At 71.2% G+C, this 26,259-nt stretch carries 24 protein-coding genes and 1 pseudogene; 15 read left to right on the forward strand and 10 right to left on the reverse strand.

What is annotated here, in order from left to right; genetic code table 11:
• Positions 1–9 precede the first annotated feature (9 nt).
• Positions 10–1,791: a lysine--tRNA ligase gene (gene lysS / locus OIU81_RS19920; RefSeq protein ID WP_443074015.1), complete on the forward strand. Its 1,782-nt coding sequence runs from the start codon at positions 10–12 to the stop codon at positions 1,789–1,791.
• Positions 1,792–1,940: 149 nt separating this feature from the next.
• Here lysS and OIU81_RS19925 read toward each other — a convergent pair whose 3' ends face one another.
• The 3 genes from OIU81_RS19925 to OIU81_RS19935 form a co-directional block, all read right to left on the reverse strand.
• Positions 1,941–3,227: a DUF2637 domain-containing protein gene (locus OIU81_RS19925; protein ID WP_329149770.1), complete on the reverse strand. Its 1,287-nt coding sequence runs from the start codon at positions 3,225–3,227 to the stop codon at positions 1,941–1,943.
• Positions 3,228–3,405: 178 nt separating this feature from the next.
• Positions 3,406–4,116, reverse strand: a complete 711-nt coding sequence (locus OIU81_RS19930; protein WP_329149771.1) for a DUF3558 family protein — start codon at positions 4,114–4,116, stop codon at positions 3,406–3,408.
• Between the two features lie 193 nt (positions 4,117–4,309).
• On the reverse strand, positions 4,310–5,170 hold the full coding sequence (locus OIU81_RS19935) for a hypothetical protein (protein ID WP_329149773.1): 861 nt from the start codon (positions 5,168–5,170) through the stop codon (positions 4,310–4,312).
• A 161-nt stretch (positions 5,171–5,331) separates the two neighbouring features.
• Between OIU81_RS19935 and OIU81_RS19940 the strand changes: the two genes are divergently transcribed.
• The gene (locus OIU81_RS19940) at positions 5,332–6,525 is read left to right on the forward strand and encodes an RtcB family protein (RefSeq protein WP_329149775.1); all 1,194 of its coding nucleotides are present in this window, start codon (positions 5,332–5,334) and stop codon (positions 6,523–6,525) included.
• 176 nt (positions 6,526–6,701) lie between these two features.
• On the opposite strand, the gene OIU81_RS19945 is transcribed toward OIU81_RS19940, so the two are convergent.
• Both OIU81_RS19945 and OIU81_RS19950 read right to left on the reverse strand, forming a co-directional pair.
• Positions 6,702–7,460, reverse strand: a complete 759-nt coding sequence (locus OIU81_RS19945; RefSeq protein WP_329149777.1) for an SDR family oxidoreductase — start codon at positions 7,458–7,460, stop codon at positions 6,702–6,704.
• A gap of 79 nt (positions 7,461–7,539) precedes the next feature.
• Complete coding sequence (locus tag OIU81_RS19950) at positions 7,540–7,875, reverse strand: YnfA family protein (RefSeq protein WP_329149779.1); 336 nt, start codon at positions 7,873–7,875, stop codon at positions 7,540–7,542.
• Positions 7,876–7,947: 72 nt separating this feature from the next.
• Here OIU81_RS19950 and OIU81_RS19955 point away from each other — a divergent pair.
• A pseudogene (locus OIU81_RS19955) lies at positions 7,948–8,689 on the forward strand (AAA family ATPase).
• On the opposite strand, the gene OIU81_RS19960 reads toward OIU81_RS19955, so the two are convergent.
• On the reverse strand, positions 8,646–10,295 hold the full coding sequence (locus tag OIU81_RS19960; protein WP_329155234.1) for an FAD-dependent monooxygenase: 1,650 nt from the start codon (positions 10,293–10,295) through the stop codon (positions 8,646–8,648). The pseudogene OIU81_RS19955 and the gene OIU81_RS19960 sit on opposite strands and share 44 nt — an antisense overlap.
• Positions 10,296–10,450: 155 nt before the next feature.
• On the opposite strand from OIU81_RS19960, the gene OIU81_RS19965 reads away from it, so the two are divergent.
• Positions 10,451–11,188 carry a TetR/AcrR family transcriptional regulator gene (locus OIU81_RS19965; protein WP_443074016.1) on the forward strand — a complete coding sequence of 246 codons (738 nt, stop codon included), beginning with the start codon at positions 10,451–10,453 and terminating at the stop codon, positions 11,186–11,188.
• Between the two features lie 16 nt (positions 11,189–11,204).
• Here the strand turns inward: OIU81_RS19965 and OIU81_RS19970 are convergent, their stop codons facing one another.
• Positions 11,205–12,020: a helix-turn-helix domain-containing protein gene (locus OIU81_RS19970; protein ID WP_329149781.1), complete on the reverse strand. Its 816-nt coding sequence runs from the start codon at positions 12,018–12,020 to the stop codon at positions 11,205–11,207.
• Positions 12,021–12,139: 119 nt separating this feature from the next.
• Here OIU81_RS19970 and OIU81_RS19975 point away from each other — a divergent pair, with 119 nt between their 5' ends.
• The gene (locus tag OIU81_RS19975) at positions 12,140–12,820 is read left to right on the forward strand and encodes a TIGR03086 family metal-binding protein (RefSeq protein WP_329149783.1); all 681 of its coding nucleotides are present in this window, start codon (positions 12,140–12,142) and stop codon (positions 12,818–12,820) included.
• A gap of 5 nt (positions 12,821–12,825) precedes the next feature.
• On the opposite strand, the gene OIU81_RS19980 is transcribed toward OIU81_RS19975, so the two are convergent.
• A complete protein-coding gene (locus tag OIU81_RS19980) occupies positions 12,826–13,245 on the reverse strand; it encodes a MazG-like family protein (protein ID WP_329149786.1) in 420 nt (139 codons plus the stop codon).
• A gap of 89 nt (positions 13,246–13,334) precedes the next feature.
• Here OIU81_RS19980 and OIU81_RS19985 point away from each other — a divergent pair, with 89 nt between their 5' ends.
• Both OIU81_RS19985 and OIU81_RS19990 read left to right on the forward strand, forming a co-directional pair.
• Entirely contained in the window at positions 13,335–13,847 is a 513-nt protein-coding gene (locus OIU81_RS19985) for a cupin domain-containing protein (protein ID WP_329149788.1), read from the forward strand.
• Positions 13,844–14,668 carry an SDR family NAD(P)-dependent oxidoreductase gene (locus tag OIU81_RS19990; RefSeq protein ID WP_329149790.1) on the forward strand — a complete coding sequence of 275 codons (825 nt, stop codon included), beginning with the start codon at positions 13,844–13,846 and terminating at the stop codon, positions 14,666–14,668. Before OIU81_RS19985 ends, OIU81_RS19990 begins: the two co-directional genes overlap by 4 nt.
• 119 nt (positions 14,669–14,787) lie before the next feature.
• On the opposite strand, the gene OIU81_RS19995 is transcribed toward OIU81_RS19990, so the two are convergent.
• Positions 14,788–15,339 (reverse strand): hypothetical protein, encoded by a 552-nt coding sequence (locus OIU81_RS19995; RefSeq protein WP_129249696.1) that lies wholly within the window; start codon positions 15,337–15,339, stop codon positions 14,788–14,790.
• Positions 15,340–15,662: 323 nt separating this feature from the next.
• Here OIU81_RS19995 and hemL point away from each other — a divergent pair, with 323 nt between their 5' ends.
• The 7 genes from hemL to ccsB all read left to right on the forward strand — a co-directional run bounded on the left by hemL (position 15,663) and on the right by ccsB (position 23,396).
• Positions 15,663–16,970 carry a glutamate-1-semialdehyde 2,1-aminomutase gene (gene hemL, locus OIU81_RS20000; RefSeq protein WP_329149791.1) on the forward strand — a complete coding sequence of 436 codons (1,308 nt, stop codon included), beginning with the start codon at positions 15,663–15,665 and terminating at the stop codon, positions 16,968–16,970.
• 46 nt (positions 16,971–17,016) lie between these two features.
• Complete coding sequence (locus tag OIU81_RS20005) at positions 17,017–17,697, forward strand: histidine phosphatase family protein (protein WP_329149793.1); 681 nt, start codon at positions 17,017–17,019, stop codon at positions 17,695–17,697.
• A gap of 144 nt (positions 17,698–17,841) precedes the next feature.
• Positions 17,842–19,071, forward strand: coding sequence for a hypothetical protein (locus OIU81_RS20010; protein ID WP_329149795.1), 1,230 nt, complete (start codon positions 17,842–17,844; stop codon positions 19,069–19,071).
• Positions 19,072–19,148: 77 nt separating this feature from the next.
• Entirely contained in the window at positions 19,149–19,763 is a 615-nt protein-coding gene (locus OIU81_RS20015) for a TlpA family protein disulfide reductase (RefSeq protein WP_329149797.1), read from the forward strand.
• Between the two features lie 4 nt (positions 19,764–19,767).
• Positions 19,768–20,529 (forward strand): cytochrome c biogenesis CcdA family protein, encoded by a 762-nt coding sequence (locus OIU81_RS20020; RefSeq protein ID WP_329149799.1) that lies wholly within the window; start codon positions 19,768–19,770, stop codon positions 20,527–20,529.
• Between the two features lie 3 nt (positions 20,530–20,532).
• Positions 20,533–22,311, forward strand: coding sequence for a cytochrome c biogenesis protein ResB (gene resB, locus OIU81_RS20025; RefSeq protein WP_329149801.1), 1,779 nt, complete (start codon positions 20,533–20,535; stop codon positions 22,309–22,311).
• Positions 22,308–23,396 carry a c-type cytochrome biogenesis protein CcsB gene (gene ccsB / locus OIU81_RS20030; RefSeq protein WP_329149803.1) on the forward strand — a complete coding sequence of 363 codons (1,089 nt, stop codon included), beginning with the start codon at positions 22,308–22,310 and terminating at the stop codon, positions 23,394–23,396. The genes resB and ccsB overlap by 4 nt, the downstream gene beginning before the upstream one ends.
• Positions 23,397–23,518: 122 nt before the next feature.
• Here the strand turns inward: ccsB and OIU81_RS20035 are convergent, their stop codons facing one another.
• Positions 23,519–24,946, reverse strand: a complete 1,428-nt coding sequence (locus OIU81_RS20035) for an alkaline phosphatase family protein (RefSeq protein ID WP_329149806.1) — start codon at positions 24,944–24,946, stop codon at positions 23,519–23,521.
• A 541-nt stretch (positions 24,947–25,487) separates the two neighbouring features.
• Between OIU81_RS20035 and OIU81_RS20040 the strand changes: the two genes are divergently transcribed.
• Positions 25,488–25,901: a hypothetical protein gene (locus OIU81_RS20040; protein WP_329149808.1), complete on the forward strand. Its 414-nt coding sequence runs from the start codon at positions 25,488–25,490 to the stop codon at positions 25,899–25,901.
• The last annotated feature ends 358 nt before the right edge of the window (positions 25,902–26,259 follow it).

Here is a 26,259-nt window from a genome sequence, read left to right on the forward strand (position 1 = left end):
GACGGCGCAATGGGGATTCACCAGGAAGAGGAAGGGCCGATCGTGGCTCAGCAGAGCACCGAGACCGACTGGGTCTCCAGGTTCGCCGACGAGGTCATTGCCGAGGCGGAGCGCCGCGCCCCGGGCAAAGCGACAGCCGGGTCCTCCGCACCGGTGATCGTCTGCGCCTCGGGCCTGAGCCCGTCCGGCCCGATCCACCTCGGTAACCTCCGCGAGGTCATGACCCCGCATTTCGTCGCCGACGAGATCCGCCGCCGCGGGTACGAGGTCCGCCACCTCATCTCCTGGGACGACTACGACCGCTACCGCAAGGTCCCGGCCGGTGTCCCGGGCGTCGACGAGTCCTGGGCCCAGCACATCGGCAAGCCGCTGACCTCGGTGCCGGCCCCGGCCGGTTCGGCGTACCCGAGCTGGGCGGAGCACTTCAAGGCCGCCATGGCCGAGGCGCTCGCCGAGCTGGGCGTGGAGTTCGACGGCATCAGCCAGACCGCGCAGTACACCTCCGGTGTCTACCGCGAGCAGATCCTGCACGCGATGAAGCACCGCGCGGACATCGACGCGATCCTCGGCCAGTACCGCACGAAGAAGGCCCCGGCCAAGAAGTCGCAGAAGCCCGTCGACGAGGCCGAGCTGGAGGCCGCCGAGGGCTCGGGCGCGGCCGGCGAGGACGACGGCAGCGGCGGCTCGGCCGGCTACTTCCCGTACAAGCCCTATTGCGAGCGGTGCGAGAAGGACCTGACCACGGTCACCTCGTACGACGACGAGAGCACCGAACTCGCCTACACCTGCACGGAGTGCGGCTTCGGCGAGACGGTCCGGCTCAGCGAGTTCGACCGCGGCAAGCTGGTCTGGAAGGTCGACTGGCCGATGCGGTGGGCCTTCGAGGGCGTGCTCTTCGAGCCGTCCGGCGTCGACCACTCCTCGCCCGGCTCGTCCTTCGTCGTCGGCGGCCAGATCGTCCGCGAGATCTTCGGCGGCGACCAGCCGATCGGTCCCATGTACGCCTTCGTCGGCATCAGCGGCATGGCCAAGATGTCCTCGTCGCGCGGCGGGGTGCCGACGCCGGGCGACGCGCTGAAGATCATGGAGGCGCCGCTGCTGCGCTGGCTCTATGCGCGCCGCCGGCCCAACCAGTCCTTCAAGATCGCCTTCGACCAGGAGATCCAGCGGCTCTACGACGAGTGGGACAAGCTGGAGTCCAAGGTCGTGGACGGCACCGCGCTGCCGGCCGACGCCGCCGCGCACTCCCGCGCGGCCCGGACCGCCGCCGGTGAGCTGCCGCGCACCCCGCGCCCGCTGCCGTACCGCACGCTCGCCTCGGTCGCGGACATCACCGCGGGCCATGACGAGCAGACGCTGCGGATCCTCGGTGAGCTGGACCCGGCCAACCCCGTCACGTCCCTGGACGAGACCCGCCCGCGGCTCGACAAGGCCGAGCACTGGATCAACACCCAGGTCCCGGCCGAGCAGCGCACCATCGTCCGCGACGAGCCCGCCGAGGAGCTGCTGGCCACCCTCGACGAGCAGGCCCGCGGCTCGCTGCGGCTGCTGCTGGACGGTCTCGACACGCACTGGTCGCTGGACGGGCTGACCACGCTGGTCTACGGCGTGCCGAAGGTCCAGGCGGGCCTGGAGCCGGACGCCAAGCCGACGCCGGAGCTGAAGGTCGCCCAGCGCGCCTTCTTCGCCCTCCTCTACAACCTCCTGGTCGGCCGGGACACCGGGCCGCGGCTGCCCACCCTGCTGCTGGCCGTCGGCGCCGACCGGGTGCGCAAGCTGCTCGGAGGATGAGGCGTCCGCCGGTGGGCTGTTGCGGGTGAGGCGCAGGCCGCGTCGCAGGTCCGTGGGCGCGGCCGCGTCCCACCGGTGAAAAGGGGGTGGCCCCGGGGAGAAGGCATCCCGGGGCCGGCTCCCGCAGGCCGGAGCCGTGCGCGGGTGCGTTACGCGATGTGCTCCTCCATCAGCTCCGCGTTGAGGCGGTCGCTGAACTGCTCCATGTAGCGGTTCAGGTCGCGCGGCCGCGGACGGAACCCGAACTGTGCCTCCAGGTTGGCCGCGAACGCGCCCGCTGTCGGCATGCCCTCGCCCTCTATCGAGTGCCGGTACACCTGGTACAGGTCCTCGTCGCCCGGCGTCGCGGCCGGTGGCCGGGCAGCAGGCTCCGGGTCGGTCTGCGGTTCTGCCTGCGGTGCTGCCTGCGGTTTTGTCCGCGGAGTGCCCTTGCCGAGCGGACGGGTCCCCCCTGCGCCGTTCGGTACCGGGACCGGGGGTTCGGGGTCCGGCGTGCGCGGCGCCGGTAGCGGGCCCTGCTCGGGCGTCGGCAGCTGCCGGTGCTCGTCGTAGGAGGGCCGATGCTCCTGCTCCGGGACGAACGCCGGGTCGTAGTCGCCCTGGTAGGTCACCTGCTGCGGCGCCGCGAACCACTGGCTCGGCATTCCCTGGCTCGGCATTCCCTGGGCCGGCATCCCCTGGGGCGCCGGCTCCGGAGCGGGCGGCGCGGGCGGCGCGGGCTGCGGTGGCGCCGCCGGCAGCAGCTGCGGTGCGATGCCCGCCGCGGCAAGCCCCTCGGGAGCGGTCTTCGCCAGCGGCACCCCGTACCGCGCGAGCCGCAGCGGCATCAGGGACTCCACGGGAGCCTTGCGGCGCCAGCCCCGTCCGAATCGGGAACGCAGGCGTGCCTGGTACACGAGCCGTTCCTGCTCCAGCTTGATCACCGCGTCGTAGGAGCGCAGCTCCCACAGCTTCATCCGCCGCCACAACAGGAAGGTCGGGAGGGGCGACAGCAGCCAGCGCGTGATGCGCACCCCCTCCATGTGCTTGTCCGCGGTGATGTCGGCGATCCGCCCGACGGCGTGCCGGGCGGCCTCGACGGTGACGACGAACAGCACGGGGATGACGGCATGCATGCCCATGCCCAGGGGATCGGACGCCGCCGCGGCGTTGAAGGCCACCGTCGCGACCGTCAGCAGCCACGCCGCCTGCCGCAGCAGCGGGAAGGGCATGCGGATCCAGGTCAGCAGCAGATCCAGGGCGAGCAGGACACAGATGCCCGCGTCGATGCCGAGCGGGAAGAAGTACGAGAAGGTGCCGAAGCCCTTCTTGAGGGCGAGTGCCCGCACGGCCGTGTAGGAGCCGGCGAAGCCGATGCCGGCGATCACGACCGCGCCGGCGATGACTACTCCGATGAGTATCCGGTGTGTGCGTGTCAGCTTCAGCGGCGCGGCCACCCGAGGACCCCTCCCAGTCGGTCTGTTGCGAGCGACAGCCTGGCACATGCGTACGGAGGGTCGTGTGCCGGTAGGGGCGGGGCCCTGTGAAAGGGGTGCTCACACGTGGTGGCGCCCCCTCACGCGGAGGCGGACGGGAGGGCCCGCACCGGTGGACGGTGCGGCCCCTTCCGGTGGGTCAGCCGTTGGCCTTGGCGGCGGAGGCGACGGCTTCCTTGGCGGCGGCCTGGGCCTGCTTGAGCAGATCGGCGCCCTGGGGAGCGTCCGCGCCCGCCAGACCGGCACCGTTGTAGTTGATCGTGACGACGATGTTGGAGGTGCGGGCGATGACCGTGGTGTTCTTGAAGTCATTGCCCTCCTTCTTCACGTCGTAGGTGATCGCGGTCGCCTCGTCGCCGGTGCCGGAGGTCTTGACGGCCGACAGCTTCTTGGCGCCCTTGGTGTCCTTCGCGTCGCTGACCTGCTTGGTGTAGAAGTCCGTGGCGCGCTGCTCGCCGGAGCCGACGCCGGTGTCGGAGTCGTAGCGCTGGAAGCCGATGTCCAGCCAGCGGAACTGGGTGCCGTCGACACCGTTCTCGTCGGAGCTGGTCCACGAGCAGGTGCCGTGGGCGGTGTTGTCCGAGGAGTTGCCCTGGTTCCCGGAGGCGTCCTTCACCTTGGGCAGCATCTTCTTGACGTTGTCCTTGGAGAACGCCTGGCACGGGTTCGGCAGCTTCTTGAACTTCGCGGGCGTGACGGTCGGCGCGGAGGACTTGGCGCTGCTGGAGGGGGCGGAGGCGGAGGCGTCACCGGAGCTGTCGCTGTTCGAGCCGGAGCAGCCGGCGACGAGCAGCACCGGAACTGCTGCGCAGGTGAGAAGGCTGGCGAGTCGCTTGGCTGAACGGTGCATGGTTCCTTCGCTGTTCGTCGTCGGGTCGGCATGGCCGGCCTTGAGGCCCGCCCCGTCCCGTCTACGGGCAGGGCTAGACGGCACGGTACGCGGCGCGGCGGGGTGGGTGACCGATTCCTGTCGATGAGTACGCAGCCCAAAACGGGCGCTTCTTCGCCTTGTGTGGCGAGTCGGTCAAGGTGCGTGATCCGGACTATTCGCTGAGGCTGTCGGAGAGCTCACCGGCCAGCGAACGGGCCTTGTCCTGCAGTTCCTGGCTGTCCGGCAACATCGTCTTGTCCGTCGACCACTGGTCGTACGTGAGCGTCACGATCACATTCGACGTGCGAAAGACCACAGTGACGTCCCGGTGCACCCCGGAGTCCGCTGTGACCAATTTGTCATTGAGGAAGGCGTCGTCCGCGAGGTCGTCCAGGACGCGGGGGGCGGTCGAGCCGCTCGGCTCCGCGCTCGGGTCGGAGGACTGCGAGGGGCTGCCGGACGGGTCCTTCCCCTTCGTGTCCGGGGCGCTGTTCGTGACGGCTTCGGTGCCCTTGTCCTTGCCCTTCGGGGCGGACGGGGACGGCGAGGCGGGTGACGGGGAGCCGGCGCCGGACGGTATCTGTGCGGCCTGCTCCTTGGTGTCGTAGATCTCCTGCGCCTTGTCGTCATCGCTGACGGCGTTGTCGTACGACACCACGCGCTGGATGTCGAGGCCGATGTGGCGGGTGCCGGCGGTGGTCTCGCGGGTCCAGCGGCAGCCGACGCGGCGGTCGGTGTCGTAGGTGATGTCGGCCTGGCCGCGGTAGAGCTTGTCGGCCTCGTCGTGCGACAGCGACGTGTCGTCGCCGGGCAGCATGCCGCGGATGGCGCTGTGCGAGGGCAGCCCGCAGGCCTCGGGGAGGGTCTGGTAGCGGCCCGGTTCGGCGGCCGGATTCGAGCTGGCGGCGCTCCCGCCCTTGGCGTCGGCGCCGCTGCCGTCCGGGCTGGAGCCGCCGCTGCAGCCGGCGAGGCCGACGGTCAGCGCCGCGGCCGCCACCAGCGCGGCACCGGGTACGAACGACTTGCGTGGCATCGCTCGCGGCTCCTTCCCTGGGAAATCTGGTTGCCGCCGGTCGGCGGCCGATGGACACAATGTCTATCGCACGTCTTGCCGCCTACGCCGGTCCGCCGTCCAAGATCGGATAACTTGTCCGGCTTTTGCGTTTTTCATAAATTCGGGGGAATGAGGGAGTTATGTCCTACGTCGAGGTGCCTGGTGCCCAGGTTCCGATCCGCATGTGGACGGACCCGGCCGGGGTCGAGGACGTAGCCATGCAGCAGCTGCGCAACGTCGCCACCCTGCCGTGGATCAAGGGCCTGGCCGTGATGCCGGACGTGCACTACGGCAAGGGCGCCACGGTCGGTTCGGTGATCGCCATGCGCGGCGCGGTCTGCCCGGCGGCGGTCGGCGTCGACATCGGCTGCGGGATGAGCGCGGTCAAGACCTCGCTCACCGCCAATGACCTGCCCGGCGACCTGTCCCGGTTCCGCTCGAAGATCGAGCAGGCCATTCCGGTGGGCCGGGGGATGCATGGCGACCCGGTCGACCCCGGGCGGCTGCACGGCTTCCCGACCGCGGGGTGGGACGACTTCTGGGCGCGGTTCGGGGGCGTGGCCGAGGCGGTCAGGTTCCGGCAGGAGCGGGCGACCAAGCAGATGGGGTCGCTCGGCAGCGGCAACCACTTCATCGAGTTCTGCCTCGATGACGCCGGCGCGGTGTGGCTGATGCTGCACTCCGGCTCCCGGAACATCGGCAAGGAGCTGGCCGAGTTCCACATGGGGCAGGCGCAGAAGCTGCCGCACAACCAGGGCCTGGTCGACCGCGATCTCGCCGTCTTCATCGCGGACACCCCGCAGATGGCGGCGTACCGCAACGACCTGTTCTGGGCGCAGGAGTACGCCAAGCACAACCGGGCCGTGATGATGGCGCTCTTCCAGGACGTGGTCCGCAAGGAGTTCAAGAAGGCCAAGCCGGTCTTCGAGCCGGTGATCTCCTGCCACCACAACTATGTCGCGGAGGAGCGCTACGACGGCATGGATCTGCTGGTGACCCGTAAGGGCGCGATCCGGGCGGGCAGTGGCGAGTACGGCATCATCCCGGGCTCGATGGGCACCGGCTCGTACATCGTCAAGGGGCTGGGGAACGCCGCGAGCTTCCAGTCCGCCTCCCACGGCGCCGGCCGCAGGATGAGCCGGAACGCCGCGAAGAAGCGGTTCTCCACGCAGGATCTGATGGAGCAGACGCGGGGCGTGGAGTGCCGGAAGGACTCCGGGGTGATCGATGAGATCCCGGGCGCCTACAAGCCGATCGAGAAGGTCATGGAGCAGCAGCGGGACCTGGTGGAGGTCGTCGCCCAGCTCAAGCAGGTGGTGTGTGTGAAGGGTTGAGCGGGGGCGACGGACGGATCGACCGGCGGACGAACAGAGGGGCGGTCCGAGGGACGGTCCCAGGGACGGTCCCAGGGACGGAGTGACGGCGCGGCGCTGGGTGCGCCGCGCCGTTTTTGCGTTGCCGGGGCGTCGCCGGTGGTGCCGCCGGTGGTGCCGGGCCGCCGCCCCGGGGCTCATGTGGTGCGGTGCACCTTGGAGTTGGAGGCCTGGGCGCGCGGGCGGACCACCAGCAGGTCGATGTTGACGTGGGCGGGGCGGGTGATCGCCCAGGCGACGGTGTCGGCGACATCCTCCGCGGTGAGCGGCTGGTCGACGCCCTCGTAGACCTTGGCGGCCTTGGCGGTGTCGCCACGGAAGCGGGTGGTGGCGAACTCGTCGGTCCTGACCATGCCCGGGGCGACCTCGATGACGCGCACCGGCTCCCCGCACAGCTCCAGACGGAGGGTCTCGGCGATGACGTGCGCGCCGTGCTTGGCCGCGACATAACCGCCGCCGCCCTCGTAGGTGCCGAGGCCCGCGGTGGAGGACAGTACGACGACGGTGCCGTCGCCGGAGGCGGTGAGCGCGGGCAGCAGTGCCTGGGTCATGTGGAGCACGCCCAGCACGTTGACCTCGTACATGGCGCGCCAGTCGGCGGGGTCGCCGCTGGCGACCGGCTCCGCGCCGTAGGCACCGCCGGCGATGTTGACCAGGACGTCGAGGGAGGGGTAGCGGTCGAGCGTGGCCGCGAAGGCGTCGACGGCGGCGCGGTCGGTGACGTCGAGCGGGTAGGCCTCGGCGTGCGGCAACTCGGCGGTGAGCGCCTCGATGCGCTCCTTGCGGCGGGCGGTGAGCACCACGTGATAGCCGGCCGCGGCCAGCGCTCGCGCGGTGGCCGCTCCGATGCCGCTGCTCGCTCCGGTGACGACGGCGGTACGGGCCTCGGCGGTCATGCGGCTCTCCTCGGGGCGATGGGGTGGGGTCCCCGCTCCTCATGGGTGCGGGGTGTCCGGCCAGGATAGGTGGGGGTGTTCAGCGACCTCGGGGGGCGTACATGAGCACGGCCATTCCGGCCAGGCAGATCAGTGCGCCCAGGATGTCCCAGCGGTCGGGGCGGTAGCCGTCGGCGACCGCGCCCCAGGCCAGCGATCCGGCGACGAAGATGCCGCCGTACGCGGCGAGAATCCGACCGAAATTGGCGTCCGGCTGGAGGGTGGCGACAAAGCCGTAGAGCCCCAGCGCGAGCACGCCGGCGCCGATCCAGACCCAGCCCTTGTGTTCGCGGACGCCCTGCCACACCAGCCAGGCGCCGCCGATCTCGAAGAGGGCGGCGACGACGAAGAGGGCGACGGAACGGGCGATCACCATGCGGAAAGCGTACGGACAAAGCGCCTGCTCAGGCTCGGATCCGTGTCAGTGGGGTGTGAGAACTTCGAGGGCATGCTGATCGAGCGGGCTTACGTGAACCTTCCGGAGGGCTAGGGGGCGGCCGAGGACGGCTGGCCCTGGACGGTGCCGTGCGTGCGCCGGCTGGCCGAGGAGGGGCTGACCTTCCGCGCTCCGGTCACCTTTCTGGTCGGGGAGAACGGTTCGGGGAAGCCGACGCCGGCCGAGGCGCTGGCGGAAGGGTTCGGGCTGGATTCCTACGGCGGCTCGGCCGGCTACCGGTACGCCGGCTCGCGGGAGGCGGTCGCTGCTCGGCGGGCTGATGCGGTTCGACCCGACGCGGGAGGGGCGCGAGATGATCCGCGGGCCGAGGGCCCGCCGGCGGGGGTTCTTTCTGCGGGCCGAGACGGCGCTGGAAGCGCTGAACGGCGAGCGGAGGTCGAAGCGGCTGTCCCGGTCGCCGGACGAGATGAGCCACGGGGAGGGCTTTCTGCTGGCCTTCCGTGAGCGGTTCTCGCAGCGCGGCCTGTATGTGAGGGACGAGCCGGAGGCGGCCCTGTCCTTCTCCTCCTGCCTGGAACTGGTGGGGCTGATGGACGAGTTGGCGAGCGGTGGCGCACAGATCATCTGCGCCACCCACTCCCCGCTGCTGACCGCGCTGCCCGGTGCCGAGATCGTGGAGGTCGGCGAGCACGGGATGCGGCGTGTGCAGTGGTCGGAGCTGGGGCTGGTCGACCACTGGCGGCGCTATCTCAGCGACCCGCGGGCATATCTGCGGCATGTCCTGACGGGGTGAGGGCGCCGGCTATGGGGCCGTCGTCCCCGGACTCGGCAGCGGTCCAGTGCCGAAGGGCGGTACGGAGCGCGTGGGCGCGCTCGGCAGGGGCGGTGGCGTCGGTGGCCCAGGCGACATAGGCGTCGGGACGCACCAGGACGGCCGTGCGGCGGGCGCCGCGCCAGTGGACGATCACGGGGCGGTCGTCGGTGGGGTGGGCGCTGCTGGACTCGTGGGCGGGGCGCACGCTGCCGGGTTCGCTGCCGGGCTCGTCGGCGGGGGTGATCAGGACGAACCTGCCCTGGCGGAGGACCTCATAGAGGCGGCTGCCGTCGGCCAGCCGGATATCGGGGGCACGGTGGCCGGCCAGCCGATGGGCGCCGGGCCCGGCGGGGTAGGCGATGCCGAGGCCCGAGATGGTGAGGATGGCGCGGCCGGCCAGCGGCGGCAGACGGCGGAGGAGCTGGGTGGCGAGGGCGCGGGCGACGCGGCCGGGGGCGGACTGCATCAGGGCGAGCCGGACCAGGGCGCCGCTGCTGCGCAGCACCGCCTTGCCCACCGGGTGACGCTCGGTCTGATAGCTGTCGAGCAGGCTCTCGGGGGCGCGGCCTTGGAGCACCGCGGCCAGCTTCCAGCTGAGGTTGGCGGCGTCCTGAAGGCCGGTGTTCATGCCCTGGCCGCCGGCGGGGGAGTGCACATGGGCGGCGTCACCGGCGAGGAAGACCCGGCCGACGCGGTACTCGGGGGCCTGGCGTTCGTCGCTGTGGAAGCGGGAGATCCAGCGGGTCTCCAGCATGCCGAAGTCGCTGCCCAGGGCGCGCCGGGTGATGTCGCGGATCTCGTCGAGGCCGGCGGGCGCGTCGTCGTCGGCCTGGTGGTCGGGGCTCCAGCCGATGACGCGATACCAGCCGTCACCGAACGAGCTGATCAGCGCGAACGCCTCCCCGCCGGCACTGACGATGAAGGGTGACTCGGGCTCCCGGGCCAGCCGGACATCGGCGAGCAGCAGGGAGCGGATCACGGACTTTCCGGGGAAGGGCTGGCCGATGGCCTCGCGGATGGTGCTGCGGACGCCGTCGGTGCCGACGGTGTAGGCGGCGCGCAGGCTCCCGAGGCCCTCGGGGGTGCGGAACCGCACCGTCACGCCCCCGGCGCCCTGGTCGAGACCGAGCACCTCGGAGTCGGGGCGGAAGGTCACACCGGCCCGGCGGGCCCGCCGCTCCAGCAGCCGCTCGACCTCGAACTGCGGGGTGACCAGGACGAAGGGGAAGCGGGAGCGGAGCAGGGACGCGTCGACGGTGGCGCCGCCGAAGAGGCGGAGCGAGGAGAGCGGATGGCCGCCGGCGACCAGCTCGTCGGCGAGGCCGCGGGCGTCCAGCTGCTCCAGGGTGCGGGCATGGACCACCAAGGCGCGGGTGAGGTTGCTGATCTTGCCGGGCCGGCGCTCCAGCAGGGTGACGTCCAGCCCCGCCTCGGCGAGGTCTCCGGCGAGCAGCAGTCCGGTCGGACCTGCGCCCACCACGATGACGTCCGTGTCGTGGGACGCGTCGCGGGCCGTGCCGCGGGCCGCCTCCGCCGGCGCGTTCCGGGGGCCGCTGTCGCTGGTCTCGGGGTTCCTGGCATCCATGGCGTCCATGGCTTCCGCCCTCCTGTGCCCTGTGGCAACTCTGCCAACCGTGCAACCGTGACCAACCGTGCCAACGCATGTTGGTCAACGCTTGTTGGCAAGCGTAGGGCGGCTCGGTCTGGCATGTCAACAGCCGTTGGCCTACAGTTGTGGACATGGCCGAACATGCTCCCTTCGCCGCCGGCTCCGCGCCCGAAGACGCGCTGGCAGCCGTCCTGCCGGGCACGTCCGGCGACTCCGGCGACTCCGGCGATACCGGCGACTCCGGCGATACCGGTGACGCCGGAGACGCCGGAGACTCCGCCGCTCCGGCAGCCGGCGCGGCGGTGCGGACCGCCCGCCCCCGCCGCTCCGCCGCCACCCGGGCCGCGATCCTGGCCGCCGCCCGGGACCGCTTCGCCGCGGACGGCTATGAGCGCGCCACCATCCGCGCCATCGCGGGGGACGCGGGCATCGACCCGTCGATGGTCATGCGCTACTACGGCAACAAGGCGGGCCTCTTCGCCGCCGCCTCCACCATCGAGGTGCACGCACCCGACCTCACCCATGTCCCGCGCGGCGAGGCCGGCACCCGGCTCGTCCGCCACTTCCTGGAGCGCTGGGAGTGCGACGAGACGCTGACGGCGATGATGCGCGTCGGCGTCACCAACGAGGCGGGCGCGGAGCGGATGCGCGAGGTGTTCGCCGAGCAGATCAATCCGGTTCTCGCCGCGGTCTGCCCGGTCCCCGAGGAGGCGCGGGCCCGCGCCGGGCTGATCGCCTCGCAGATCCTCGGCATGGCGCTGTGCCGCTATGTCCTGCATCTCCCGCCGGCCGTGGACCTCGGCCACGAAGAGGTCGTGGCCTGGCTGGCGCCCACCATCCAGCGCTATCTGACCGCCGAACACCCCTGACAGGGCGGCCGGCGGCTCAGCGCGGGTAGGCCGTCGGCGGGACCCCGACGGTGGCGGTGACCTCGCGGATCAGATGTGCCTGATCGCTGTAGCCCAGCTCGGCGGCGAGCGCGGCCCAGTCGACCTCCGCGTCGGACGCGGCGCGCTCCAGCGCCTCGTGCACCCGGTAGCGCAGCACCACCCACTTGGGGCTGACCCCGACGTATCCGGCGAACAGCCGTTGCAGCGCCCGCAGGGACATGCCCTCGGAGCGTGCGAAGTCCGCGACCCGGCGGATCGTCCGGTCGGTACGGATCCGGTCGGCCAGCCGCATGGCGAGCCCGGCCTGGGCGAGGACCGGCGGCCCGGCCCGCAGCAGCGGGGTGAGCACGGCGTCGAGCGCGGCCACCCGGGCGTCCTCGTCGTCCGGCTCCAGCACGGCGGCCGCGGGGGCGTCGGCGTCGGTGTACCCGAAGACGGTCGCCAGCGGCAGCCGGCGGTCCGTCCAGTCGGTCGCCGGCCGCTCCGGGGTGAACGGCCGGAACCCGCCGGGCCGGAACTGCACCCCGCACACCCGCCCGCGCCCCGTCAGCTTCTGGGCGAACAGCGCCCGCCCGGCCCCCGCGACCTCCCCGAAGCCCGGGCGGTCGGCGTACCGCTGGAAGACGATGTTCACGCACGGATGCGGAACGACATGGGTGGCGTACGGCTCGGACAGGTCCCAGTCGATCAGCCAGTAGTGCTCGACATAGGGGCGCAGCGCCGCGGCGGGGGTGCGGCGGCGGAACTGCACCCGCGTGAAGAGCCCGGAGGCGTCGACGATGCCCCGGGTGTCGCGCCGTGGAGCGGCCATGTCCTGGATCCTAGGCCGGTCCGCGGCGCGGGCGAGGGGGCCTGTCGCGTTTTTTCAAGCCACCGCCCCCCGTGGCCCGTAGCGTCCTCGACATGAACGGCATGAATGACATAAATGGTATGAACAGCGCGAATGACCTCCCGGGCGACACGCCCGGCGCCGAGTCGGCGGGTTCCGCGCGGACCCCGGTCGAACCGCCCCGCACGCCGCCCACCGCCCGCCCCTCGCCGCCGGTCAGCGCGCTGCTCGCCGCGGCGGGCGAGGCGGCGCTCCCCGTCCTGCGCGGCGTCGGCGAGGACCAGCTGGGGCGGCCGACGCCCTGCGCCGAGTACGACGTTCGGGCGCTGCTCAACCACCTCTTCCAGGTGGTCGTCGCCTTCCAGGAGCTGGCCGCCAAGAAGGACGCCGACTTCGGCAGCACCCCCGACCGCCTCGGCGAGTACGGGGCGCGGTGGCCCGACCGGTTCGCGGACGAGACGGCGCGGCTGGTCGAAGCCTGGGCGGCGCCGGGCGCGGAGGACGGGCTGACCGGCGCGATGAACCTGCCGGCGCGCACCGTCGGCGCGATGGTGCTGCTGGACCTGACGGTGCACGCCTGGGACGTGGCGCGGGCGACCGGGCAGCTGTACGCCCCGGCCGCCGGCTGTGTGTCCGAACTGCGCGCCCTGGTCGACCGGATGGGCCCCACGGCACGGACGATGAACGTCTTCGCCGCACCGCTCCCCGTCCCGCCCGGCGCCGGTGACCTCGAGGTACTGCTGGCCGAGACGGGCCGCGATCCGTTGTGGACGGCAGGTTGAGGGGCTCAGGGGGCCGGTGTGTCGTGGCTCCCGTCCGGGGGTGACGGCACCCGGGCCGCGATCCGCCGCAGATGCCCGTCGAACACCCCGCGGGCGCCGGGCGTCAGGGTCCGCAGGGCCACCATCGCCGTGACGATCACGTCGCACAGCTCGCCGTGCACCTCGTCCCAGGTGTGGCTGTGGCCCTTGCGCGGGTTCTGGCCGGTGGCCCCGATGACGGCCTGGGCGACCTCACCGGCCTCCTCCGAGAGCTTCAGCAGCCGCAGCAGCCGCTCCTGTTCGGGCGGCAGCCCACTCTCCCGGTCGAGCCAGTGCACGATCTCGTCGACCGTCTCCCAGAGGGCCGCTGTGTCCAGGGGTGCCGTCCCACCGGACGCCGTGCCGGGGGCGGCTGCTGACGGGCTGTCGGGCGAGGTGGCGGACATGGCCCGATTGTGCCCCGTGGCGGGCCGTCGTCGTGCCTAGGGTGGAGGATCAGCCCGTAGGCGGTGATGAGTGGGAGGCGGCCCCGTAGATGGACGACCGGCACACGCCCCGTGACCCGCTGCCCGAAGCGCTGATCGAGTTCTACGGGCTGGCGCCGCTGCCCCGCGAGGGCGGGCGCTTCCGGTGTACCTGGGCGGGGCCCGAGCGCCCCGACGGGCGGCCCGAGGGCTCGGCCATCGTGATGCTGCTGACCGCCGAGCCGGACGACTTCTCCGCGCTGCACCGCCTGCCCGCCGACGAGATCTGGCACTTCTACCGGGGCGATCCGCTCACCCTGTTCCTGCTGGCGGAAGGCAGCGGCGGCGGTGCCCGTACGGTCGTGCTCGGGCCGGACGTCCTGGGCGGGCAGCACGTCCAGTTCACGGTGCCGGCCGGTACGTGGATGGCCGCCGAGGTCGCCGGCGGCGGTGCCTGGACGCTCTTCGGCTGCACGATGGCACCCGGCTTCACCTTCGCGGACTACGAACACGGGGACGCCGCCGCACTGGCCGCGCGCTTCCCCCGGGAGGCGGCGCGGATCACCGCGCTGAGCCGGCCATGACCCGGGAAGCCCCGCAGCGGGACGACGCCGCCCGCGACCCCGGGCTGCCCGATCTGCGTGGTCAGGTCGCCCTGGTCACCGGCGCCTCCGGGGGCCTGGGCCGCGGGATCGCGCTGCGGTTCGCCGCCGCGGGCGCCGCCGTCGTGGTGCATTACCGCACGGGCGCCGAGGCGGCGCGGGCGCTGGTCGAGCGGATCGAGTCGGACGGCGGGAGTGCGCTGGCGCTGCGCGCCGATCTGGCCGTCGAGGAGGAGTGCCACCGCCTGGTGACCGAGGCGGCCGGCTGGCGCGGGCGGCTCACCGCGCTGGTGAACAACGCGGGGGTGCAGCCGACGCAGGAGCTGGCGGCGATGTCGCTCGCCGACTGGCGGGCGGTGGCGGATCCCACGGTGCACAGCGTCTTCGCCTGCACCCAGGCCGCGGTGGCCGTGATGCGGGCCGGCGGGGGGACGGCCGGGCCGGCGGGGGGCTCGGTCACCCATATCGCCTCGATCGAGGCGGACCGTCCGGCGCCGCGGCACGCCCACTACTGCGCGTCCAAGGCGGCGGTGGTGATGCACGCCCGGTCGGCCGCGCTGGAATACGGGCCCTACGGCATCCGCGTCAACAGCGTCTCGCCCGGCCTGATCGCCCGCCCCGGGCTGGCGGAGGACTGGCCCGAGGGGGTGCGCCGCTGGCAAGAGGCGGCGCCCGCCGGGCGGTTGGGGCGGCCCCAGGACGTGGGCGACGCCTGTGTCTTCCTGGCCTCACCGATGGCGTCCTGGATCACCGGACACGATCTGGTCGTCGACGGGGGTGTCTCGGCCCGTCCCACGTGGTGACGGGCGGGCCGGGGCGGGCCGGGCAGGGCAGGGCCGGGCCGCGTGAACGGCCTGGGTGGCCCCGCCCGGCGGACGGCCCGGCACCGCCGTGCACGGGCCGCCGCGTCCGCGCTGAACCGTTACGGCCACACCAGGCAGTACGCCTGATGCCCCGCCTCGTGCAGCCGGTGGCTGAAGTCCTGCCACTCGTGCAGGAGCTGGTAGACGGCGAAGGCGTCGCGCGGGCCCCCGCGGTCGGGGACGGTGGACCAGATGAAGGCGGCCGCGCCGACCGACTCCTCGCCCACCCCGCGCAGCGGGTCGACCACGGTCATGGGGAGCTTGACCACGGCGTAGTCGGGGTGCAGGACGACAAGCTCCAGCGGCGGAACCTTATGGAGCGGTATGCCCTCTATACCTGTGAGGACCATGGCGGCCATGGTCTCCGGCTTGATCTTGGAGAACATGCCGCCCATGCCGAGTTCGTCACCGCCGAGCTCCTCGGGGCGCATGGAGATCGGGACGCGGGCCGCGGTCGCGCCGTTGGGCGCGCCGAAGTACTTGTACGTCACCCCCATGCGGCCGCCCCTGATGTCCCCGCCCGTGGTTTCCTCGCGCCGGTGACGGCCGCGCTGGGCGCGCTCGGGACCCCGGTCATTGGTTCCCTCGCCCAGTTCGCCACCGCGATGCATATCTCCACCCGACCACTCGCAGCCCCAGCCGCGCAACCCGATCATCGTCTCAGAGACCTCCCCCGTCACCGGCGCGTGAAACGCCCGGCCGCACGCCCCCGTGCGCCTCTGAGACCATTGCTTGCGTGACTTACTCGTACGTCGGCCCCAGTTTCGCAGACGAGTGGGGGCTGACGCCCGGTCGAAAGCGAGAGGAATCAAAAAAGGACCGGGACTGAACCGAGCGGCTCGTGCACACGTACCGCGCGGGGAATCCCGTACCGATGCCAGCCGGGCCGCGTCCGCGCGCCGCCCTCCCCCCGTTTATGCAGGTCAGGATCACCGTGTCTTTTCCGTATGAAGCCCCTGTTTCGCAGTCGCTGTTCGACCGGGCGTCCGCCGTGACGCCGGGCGGCGTCAATTCTCCGGTCCGCGCGTTCCGCGCCGTGGGGGGAACGCCCCGGTTCATGGTGTCCGGTAGCGGTCCGTACCTCACCGATGCCGATGGCCGTGAATACGTCGACCTCGTGTGCTCGTGGGGGCCGATGATCCTCGGGCACTCGCGCCCCGAGGTGATCGCCGCGGTCCAGGACGCGGTCGCCCGCGGGACGTCCTTCGGTACGCCCGGCGCCGGCGAGGTCGAGCTGGCGGAGGAGATCGTGGCCCGGGTCGAGCCGGTCGAGCAGGTGCGGCTGGTCTCCAGCGGCACCGAGGCGACGATGTCGGCGATCCGGCTGGCGCGCGGCTTCACCGGCCGGCCGAAGGTGATCAAGTTCGCGGGCTGCTACCACGGGCATGTCGACGCGCTGCTGGCCGCCGCGGGTTCGGGCGTGGCGACCTTCGGTCTGCCCGACACGCCGGGCGTGACGGGCGCCCAGGCCGGCGACACGATCGTGCTGCCGTACAACGACCTGGACGCGGTGCGGGCCGCGTTCGCCGCGCACCCGGGCGAGGTCGCCTGTGTGATCACGGAGGCGTCGCCGGGCAACATGGGCGTGGTGCCGCCGCTGCCCGGCTTCAACCAGGGCCTGAAGGACCTGTGCGCCGGTGACGGCGCGCTGTACATCTCCGACGAGGTGATGACCGGCTTCCGCGTCAGCAAGGCCGGTTGGTACGGAATTGATGGGGTACGTCCGGATCTGATGACCTTCGGCAAGGTCATGGGTGGCGGCTTCCCGGCCGCGGCCTTCGGCGGCCGCGCCGACGTCATGGCGCACCTCGCCCCGGCCGGCCCCGTCTACCAGGCGGGCACCCTGTCCGGGAATCCGATCGCCACCGCCGCGGGTGTCGCGCAGCTGCGGCTGCTGGACGACGCCGCGTACGCGAAGGTCGACGCGGTCTCGGCGGAGCTGCGCGCTCTGGTCACCGCGGCGCTGGCGAAGGAGGGTGTGGCGCACCGGCTGCAGGTCGCGGGCAACATGTTCTCGGTCTTCTTCACGGACGCCGAGGTCACCGACTACGACGCGGCCAAGGCGCAGGACGCGTTCCGCTTCACCGCCTTCTTCCACTCGATGCTGGCGCAGGGCGTCTACCTCCCGCCGTCCGCCTTCGAGTCGTGGTTCGTCTCGACCGCGCACGATGCGGCGGCCGTCGAGCGGATCGCCGCCGCCCTCCCGGCCGCCGCGCGGGCCGCGGCCCAAGCGACCGCCTGAGGCACGGTTCCGGCGCCGCCGGCCGACGACTGAATGAATGGGTGACATGAGCAGCGAAGACATCACCGTCGTGCATCTGATGCGGCACGGCGAGGTGCACAACCCCGACGGCGTCCTCTACGGGCGCCGGCCCGGCTACCACCTCTCCGACCTGGGGCGGAAGATGGCCGACCGGGTCGCCGAGCATCTCGCGGGGCGCGACATCACACATGTCGTCGCCTCGCCGCTGGAGCGCGCGCAGGAGACCGCGGAGCCGATCGCCGGTGCGCACGGTCTGGATCTGGCCACCGACGAGCGGCTCATCGAGGCCGGCAACGTCTTCGAGGGGAAGACCTTCGGGGTCGGCGACGGCGCGCTGAAGAAGCCGGGGAACTGGAAGTACCTGACGAATCCGTTCCGCCCGTCCTGGGGCGAGCCGTACATCGAGCAGGTCGTGCGGATGATGGCGGCGCTGGGTGCGGCGCGGGACGCGGCGCGCGGGCACGAGGCGGTGGCGGTCAGCCATCAGCTGCCGATCTGGATCGTGCGCAGCTTCGCCGAGCGGCGCCGGCTGTGGCACGACCCGCGGAAGCGGCAGTGCACGCTGGCCTCGCTGACGTCGTTCACGTTCCACGGCGACAAGATCATCTCGGTGGGGTACAGCGAGCCGGCGCGCGACCTGGTTCCGTCCCACCTTCTGGCGGGCGCCAAACCCGTCAAGGGAAAGGCCAAGGCTTTCGGGGCCTGACGGTGCATCATCTGGCGGAACGTCAAAGCCAGGCAAAGTGAAAATCTGAGCGATTAGCCGGAACCCCAACGCTCAACATGCCCTCTTCTCGGTTGTCCGTTTATATGGATATCGAGTTCGGCGAGCACGGATGGGGTCGAGGGTATGCGCGCGATCAGTCGGCGAAACCTGTTGGGGATGGGAGTGGGAGCGGCCGCGGCGCTGGGCGTCGCCGGCTGCTCGACGTCGGGCTCGGATAACGCGGGGGCGGACAAGCAGCGGGTCAAGAACTCGGTCCAGGCCCGGTCGAAGCCCATCGGTGACGGTTCGACCGCGAATTCCGGCGCGCAGCCCCATCAGCCCAAGGCCCCCGAACGGCTGGCGCCCGGTCAGACCCCGCCGCAGTTCGTGATCTTTTCCTGGGACGGGGCCGGAGAGGTCGGCAATGGCCTCTTCCCCCGATTCCTCAAGCTCGCCAAGGACCACGGCGCGGCGATGACGTTCTTCCTCTCCGGACTCTATCTCCTGCCCGAATCCAAGAAGCACCTCTACGACCCGCCGAACAACAGGCGGGGCGCCTCCGCCATCGGCTACCTCAGCGACGACCACATCAAGGAGACGCTGAAGTACGTGCGGGAGGCCTGGCTGGACGGCCACGAGGTCGGCACCCACTTCAACGGGCACTTCTGCGGCGAAACCTCGACCTCGGTCAAGCACTGGACGCCCCAGCAGTGGCAGTCCGAGATCGACCAGGCGATGGACTTCGTCACGAAGTGGCGCACGAACACCGGCTTCACCGACGTCGAAGCGCTGCCGTTCGACTACCGCAAGGAATTGGTCGGCAGCCGCACCCCCTGTCTGCTGGGCCAGGAGAATCTGCTGCCCACCGCCAAGAAGCTCGGCTGGCGTTATGACGCCAGCTCGCCCGGCGGTCTCCAGATGTGGCCGAAGAAGAAGATGGGCATCTGGGACTTCCCGCTCCAGCAGATTCCCTTCCCCGGGCACTCTTTCGAGGTGCTCTCGATGGACTACAACATCCTCTTCAATCAGTCGAAGAACTCTACGAAGGCTCCGCCGGCGAACTACCCGGGCTGGCGGCAGCAGGCCACGGACGCATACATTTCCGGCTTCCGCCGGGCCTACGAGACCAATCGCGCGCCGTTCTTCATCGGCAACCACTTCGAGCAGTGGAATGGCGGCATCTATATGGATGCCGTCGAGGAAGCGCTCAAGCAGATTGCCAATGAGCAGAACAAAGACGTCCGTCTGGTGTCGTTCCGGCAGTTCACCGACTGGATCGACGCCCAGGATCCCGAGGTGCTGCGCAAGCTCCAGCAGCTCCCCGTCGGCCAGCGGCCGAACGGCGGCTGGAAGTCGTATTTGTCAGCCGCCTGACATACCCCGCCGGGTCGCGACCGGCCGTCGGAGGGGGGCGTGGAAGATCCGGAATTGGCCCATGCGAAACTTTTCACATGAGTGCCTGTCGCGTCCCACGCCGCCTCACGAGCCGACGCCGTCTGACCCTGCTCGCCGCAGGGGCCGCGGCCGCCTCGCTCACGCTGAGCGCCTGCGGGGACGGCGCCTCCGGCGGCTCGGCGCAGACCCGCTTCGTCCAGGGCAAGAACGGCATCGACACCGTCAAGAAGGACGAGCGGCAGGCGGCGCCCGACCTCTCCGGTGAGACCACCACCGGCAAGAAGCTGGACGTCGCCGCCTACAAGGGCAAGGTCGTCATCCTCAACGTCTGGGGATCATGGTGCGGCCCCTGTATCGCCGAGGCGCCGAACTTCGCCAAGGTCGCGAACGAGACCAAGGGCAAGGGCGTCCAGTTCATCGGGATCAACACCCGCGACTCCGAGAAGTCGCAGGCCACCAGCTTCGAGGAAGAGCACAAGGTGCCCTACCCGAGCCTGTTCGACCCGACCGGCCGGCTGATGCTGCGCTTCCCCAAGGGCAGCCTCAACCCGCAGTCGATCCCCTCCACGATCGCCATCGACCGGCAGGGCAGGATCGCCGCCCGGTCGATCGGCCCGCTCGCCGAGGACGAGCTGCGGAAGATGATCGCCCCGCTGGTCGCTGAGAAGTGATCACGTGATCGCGCTCGCCGCCGCCGCGGAAAACCAGACCGTCCTCAACGGCACGCTCCTCGCCGCCGTCCCCATCGCGCTCCTCGCCGGGCTCGTCTCGTTCTTCTCACCCTGCGTCCTGCCGCTGGTGCCGGGCTACATGTCGTATGTGACCGGCGTCACCGGCACCGACCTCGGCGAGGCCCGGCGCGGCCGGATGCTGGCCGGCGCCGCGCTCTTCGTGCTCGGCTTCACCGCCGTCTTCGTCTCCGGCGGCGCGCTCTTCGGCTTCGTCGGCAAGAGCCTGCTGGAGTACCGGGACATCATCTCGCGCGTCCTGGGCGTGCTGATGATCCTGCTCGGGCTGGCGTTCGCCGGCGTGCTGCAGCGTTTCGGACAGCGCGAGCTGCGCTTCCACATGAAGCCCGCCATGGGGCTGGCCGGCGCGCCGGTGCTCGGGGTGCTCTTCGGCGTCGGCTGGACGCCCTGCCTGGGACCGACCTTCGCCGCCGTCAGCACCCTGACGTTCTACGATGCCAGCGCCGTGCGCGGTGCCCTGCTCACCGTGGCGTACTGCCTGGGCCTGGGCCTGCCGTTCATCGCCGTCGCGCTGGCCTTCCGCCGGGTGCTCGGGGCGTTCGGCTGGGTCAAGCGGCACTACCAGTGGGTGATGCGGATCGGCGGCGGCATGATGATCGCGCTCGGCATCCTCCTCGTCACCGGCATCTGGGACAGCCTGATGTCCGACCTGCAGAGCTGGGCACAAAGCTCCACCGTTGGGATCTGATTGATGTCCACCAAGACCGACACCCCCCGCGAGCCGGACTCCGGGGCCGGAGCGGGCAACGATCTCGGCACCGCCGGATCCCAGCTCTCCACCGCGCCCCAGGAGGACGTCACCTTCCCCTCGCTCGGCCCGATCGGCTGGGCGCGCTGGTTCTGGCGGCAGCTGACCTCGATGCGGGTGGCGCTGCTGCTGCTCTTCCTGCTGTCGATCGGCGCGATCCCCGGTTCGCTGATCCCGCAGACCAGCATCGACCCGGTCAAGGTCGACCAGTTCAAGGCCGACCACGCCACGCTCGGCGGCATCTACGACAAGCTCGGGATGTTCCACGTCTACAGCTCGGTGTGGTTCTCGGCGATCTACCTGCTGCTGTTCATCTCGCTGATCGGCTGCATCGTGCCGCGCAGCTGGCAGTTCGTCGGCCAGCTCCGCAGCCGCCCGCCGGCCGCACCGCGCCGGCTGACCCGGCTGCCCGCGTACACCACCTGGCGCACCGACGCGGCGCCCGAGGAGGTCCTCGGCGCGGCACAGCGGCTGATGAAGAAGCGGCGGTTCCGCGCCCACCGGACCGGCACCGCCGTCGCCGCCGAGAAGGGCTATCTGCGCGAGGCCGGCAACCTCGTCTTCCACGTCGCGCTGATCGTGATGCTGGTGGCGTTCGCCGTCGGCAGCCTGTGGAAGTCCGAGGGCGGCAAGCTGGTCACCGAGGGCGACGGCTTCGCCAACAGCCTCACCCAGTTCGACGATTTCAAGTCCGGTGCCTTCTTCGACACCGACACCATGGAGCCCTTCGGCTTCACGCTGAACAAGTTCGAGGCGACCTACGAGCGCAGCGGCCCCCAGAAGGGCACCCCGCGCACCTTCCGCGCCCATGTGACGTACTACACCGGCGCGGACGGCAAGGAGCACCGCACCGCGGTCGAGGTGAACACGCCGCTCGAGATCGCGGGTTCGAAGGTCTTCCTGCTCTCGCACGGCTACGCGCCGGAGGTGACCGTCAAGGACGGCCGCGGCAAGGTCGTCTACAAGGGCGCGGTCCCCTTCCTCCCGCAGGACCCCAAGAACCTCACCTCGACCGGTGTGGTGAAGGTGCCGGGCGCGCAGACCAAGGACGGCAAGCGCAATCAGCTGGGCTTCCAGGGCTTCTTCGTGCCGACGTTCGGCGGCAAGGGCTCCGGGTCGATGTTCTCCCAGTTCCCCGCGCTGGACTACCCGGTGCTGACGCTGACCGCCTACCACGGTGATCTGGGCGTCGATTCGGGGCTGCCGCAGAACGTCTACCAGCTGCAGAAGAAATATCTGAAGCAGTACAAGGTCAAGGGCGCCCCGCTCGCCAAGATGATGCTGCCCGGGGAGACCATGAAGCTGCCGAACGGCGACGGCAGCATCCAGTTCACCGGCATCAAGAACTGGGCCAGCTTCAAGATCACCCACCAGCCCGGCAACGGCCTCGCGCTGACCGGCGCGGTCGCCGCCCTGCTGGGCCTGGCCGGCTCGCTGTTCATCCAGCGGCGCCGGGTGTGGATCCGGGCCGAACAGGGTGCGGACGGGGTGACAGTCGTCGAGATGGCCGGCCTCGGCCGCAGCGAGTCCCCGCGGCTGCCGGAGGAACTCGGCGATCTCGCGGGGGCGCTGGAGCCCGACGCCCCGCTCGTTCCGGACGCCGCGGTCGGCCCGGAATCCGATCCGCAGCCCGAGCCGGCCCCCGACGCCGGCTCCGAAGACCCCGCGGAGCCCACCGACTCTGACGGTCCTGCTGAACCCTCCGAAGGAGCGCGCGCGTGAACATCGCTGCCGCCGCCAACGAGACGCTGGCGCACAACAGCAACCTGCTGGTCTATTCGGCAATGGCGGTCTATACGCTCGCCTTCATCGCCCACCTGAGCGAGTGGGTGTTCGGCAGCCGCAGCAAGGTCGCCCGCACCGCCGCCGCGCTGACCCCCCGGGACCGGGCGCCCGCGGCGGTCTCCGCCAAGGTCGCACAGCAGGGCGGCGGCACCGCCGTGCTGGAGCGTCCCAAGGTCATCACCAAGTCCGCCGTCGGCAGCCGCGACGTCCCCGACGGCCCGGGCGCCGCGGGCGGCACGGAGAAGGGCGACCTCTACGGGCGGATCGCCGTCTCGCTGACCGTGCTGGCCTGGGGCCTGCACGTGTGCGGCGTCGTCACCCGCGCCCTGTCCGTACAGCGTGCCCCCTGGGGCAACATGTACGAGTTCTCCACCACCTTCGCCGCGGTCGCGGTGGGCATCTACCTGCTGCTGCTCGCCCTCCGGAAGAACGTCCGCTGGATCGGGCTGCCGCTGGTCACCACCGTCCTGCTCGACCTCGGGCTGGCGGTCTCGGTGCTCTACACCGCCAGTGACCAGCTGGTGCCCGCGCTGCACTCGTACTGGCTGTGGATCCACGTCAGCTGCGCGATCCTCTCCGGCGCGGTGCTCTACCTCGGCGCCGTGGCCACGCTGCTGTTCCTCTTCCGCGACCGCTACGAGGCCAAGCTCGCCGACCCGGCGGGCAAGCGGCCCGGCGCCTTCGCCACCTCGGTGCTGGAGCGGCTGCCCTCGGCCGCCTCGCTCGACAAGTTCGCCTACCGCGTCAACGCCACGGTCTTCCCGCTGTGGACGTTCACCATCATCGCGGGCGCCATCTGGGCCGAGGCCGCCTGGGGCCGCTACTGGGGCTGGGACCCCAAGGAGGTCTGGGCCTTCATCACCTGGGTCGGCTACGCCTGCTATCTGCACGCCCGCTCCACGGCCGGCTGGAAGGGCCGCAAGGCCGCCTGGGTGGGCCTGATCGCGTTCGCCTGCTACCTGTTCAACTACTACGGCGTGAACATCTTCGTGACGGGTCTGCACTCGTACGCCGGCGTCTGATCCGCGGGGCTCCGGCCCGCCCGCACCCCCCCCCGTGCCGTACGGAGGCGGGGCTCATGACGAGCCCCCGCTCCGTACGGCACCGCCGTTTCACGGGCCGTGCGGGACCCGGCGGACACGGCCTAGCGGCGCCTGCGCCGGCCCCGTTCCTGGCGCGGCGGCCGCTGCCCGGCGCCCGGCAGCGTCGGCTTCGGCAGATGCGCCACGTCCCACTGCGCCTCGGCCAGCTGCTCGGCGGTGTCGTCCGGCAGCCGCGGCGGCCGGTGGGCCGCGTGGCGGAAGCCGAACGCCGAGGTCAGATCGCCGAATGCGGACCGCCGCCAGTTGCTGATGTTGGGCTCGGCCACCCCCGTCCAGCGCTCCAGGAACTGCAGCACCGAGGTGTGGTCGAAGGCCTCGCCGGCCGCCCAGCCGCCCACCGTCCACGGCGAGATGATCAGACACGGCACCCGGAAGCCCCCGCCGATCGGCAGGCCCTGGACGAACTCGTCCTTCGTCCCCGCGGGCGGCACCGGCGGCGGCACGTGGTCGAAGAGCCCGTCGTTCTCGTCGTAATTGAGGATGAAGACGGTCTTGGCCCACACCTTCGGGTTGGACGCGATCGCCTCGATCTTCTGCGCGACGTAGTCGGCGCCGGCGGCCGGCAGATAGTCCGGGTGCTCGGACTGGTGGCTGGTGGGGATCAGCCAGGAGACGGCGGGGAGCCGGTCGGCCCGGGCGTCGTCCTCGAAGGTGCCGGCCGGCTGCGGCCGCATCCCGCGCTCGTAGAGCGGCTGGCCCGGCTGGGAGTCCCGGAACGTCTGGAACTGCTCCAGGAGGTTGCAGCCGTAGTCGTCCTCCTCCTGGTAGACCTTCCAGCTGATGCCGGCCGCCTCGAGCCGCTCGGCGTAGGTCGTCCAGCGGTACGCCTTGGGCGCGGTGTTGTTGAGCACCGGGCCGCCGCGGGTGCCGCCCGGGTCGAGGGTGCCCGTCATCCAGTAGAGCCGGTTGGGCCAGGTCGGGCCGAAGACCGAGCAGAAGTAGTTGTCGCAGAGGGTGAACGCCTCGGCGAGGGCGAACTGGAAGGGGATGTCCTCGCGGGTGTGATAGCCCATCACATACGGACCGTTGACCCCGTCGGCCTTGCGGTGCGCGGGCAGCCAGCGGTCCATCTTGCCGCCGTTCCACGCCTCGTGCTGCACGGACCAGGCGTGGCTGGTGGAGGGGATGGCCTGGGCGCTGGAGGTGTGCGTGTTGAGGCGGAACGGCAGCAGATAGCCGTCCGGGTTCACCGCGTCCGGCTGGTGGAAGACGGACCGGCCGTCGGGCAGCGTCAGCGCGTCCGGGTCGGCGAAGCCGCGCACCCCGCGCAGGGTGCCGAAGTAGTGGTCGAACGAGCGGTTCTCCTGCATGAGCATGACGACGTGCTCGATGTCGTGCAGTGAGCCGTGACGCGCGGGTCCGGCGGCGACGGCCTTCTGAACGCTGGGCGGAAGCAGCGACAGCGCGGCGGCGCCGCCGACCGCGCCGGCCGCGGAGCCGAGGAGTCTGCGTCGGGTCATGTCGGGCATATGTGCCACTCTCCCTGAGTCGCGTGAGCCCTCAGTGGGCCGACTTGACTGTGGCGGTGGCTGAGTTTCCCGGGCAGGGGGAGGTTGCTGAACGATGCAGCAATTGGCCGTGAACGGTTGTCAGTTGGCCGGACCCCACTACGTCCCGTACGCCACACGAAGCAGCGCACAACGGACCCCGCGTGCCCCGCTCTACGTGTTTGAAAAGCCGCGCCAGGACACGCGGCGAAGCCCCGGAGTTCCCCCGGGTGCCGGGTAGGGACGCTCCTCGGGCAGCAGCGCGGGGGCGGCCGGGATGTCGCCGGAGCGGAGCCGGGAGCGGATTTCTTGGGCCGGCGGCGTGACGTCCCTGATCTTCGTGCGTTCGCCGCTCCGGTGGCCGTGTCACCCGTCTGCACCGTCGGGGGCGACGGCGAGCGGCTGTCCGCTGAGGCTGGGACCTGACAGAGGCCGGTGCGCTGCCCGTTCAGGAGCCAACCGAGCAGATGGGATCGCGGCGCGGCAGGCACACGCTGCTGAAGAAAGGCGAAGGTACCTCCGCATGCCACACCATGCTGCGACGGTGCCGGGGGCCACCTGGTGGGCCAGGTGGGCGGGGGCTCTGCTGTGCCTCGCGGTGGCCGCCATCCACGTCGTGGACCAAGGCGGCATCACGGCAACGAGGGATCCCCACTACATCGGCGTCGCCTACCACGTCCTGGAGATCGCGGCCGTGGTCGCCGCCGTGCTGCTCCTCATCGGCCTCGTCCGACCGGGATGGTTGCTTGCGGCCCTGGTCGCCGTCGGCCCCTTGCTGGGCTACATCCTCTCCAGGGGTCCGGGGCTGCCCTACTTCAGCGACGATGTCGGCAATTGGACGGAACCGCTCGGGCTGGTCAGCCTGGCTGTCGAAGGAGCCCTGCTCCTGCTGTCGGTGCCGCTCTTCGTGCGGAGCCTGCGCCGCAGAACCTCCTGACGTTGCGCCGAGTGGCCGGTACGCGTGGTGCACCGGGCTGCGCGCGGTGGTGTCACCACCTGTGGATAGGTCTCGGGAGCGACTCGGGCCACACATATACCTCGACTACCTCGACCCACCACTGTACGAACGACCTGAGTGCCAGGGGCCGCGTCTGCTCGGCGCTGCCTGGGTCGACGGCAGGCGGGATGGGCGCGCCCCGTGCACGCCCTTACGCGGCCGGCACTCGCGAACGGCGCCCCGTCCAACTCGGAGCCTGAGCGCCCCCGCCGGAGGCAGGAGCGGCGCCCGCGGCGGAGCTGGGAAGCGCGATCCCGGCTCTCCCACATGTCTTTGGGGTCAGCGAGTTTCTGCTGAT

The organism is Streptomyces sp. NBC_01454 (assembly GCF_036227565.1).
Classification (GTDB): domain Bacteria; phylum Actinomycetota; class Actinomycetes; order Streptomycetales; family Streptomycetaceae; genus Streptomyces.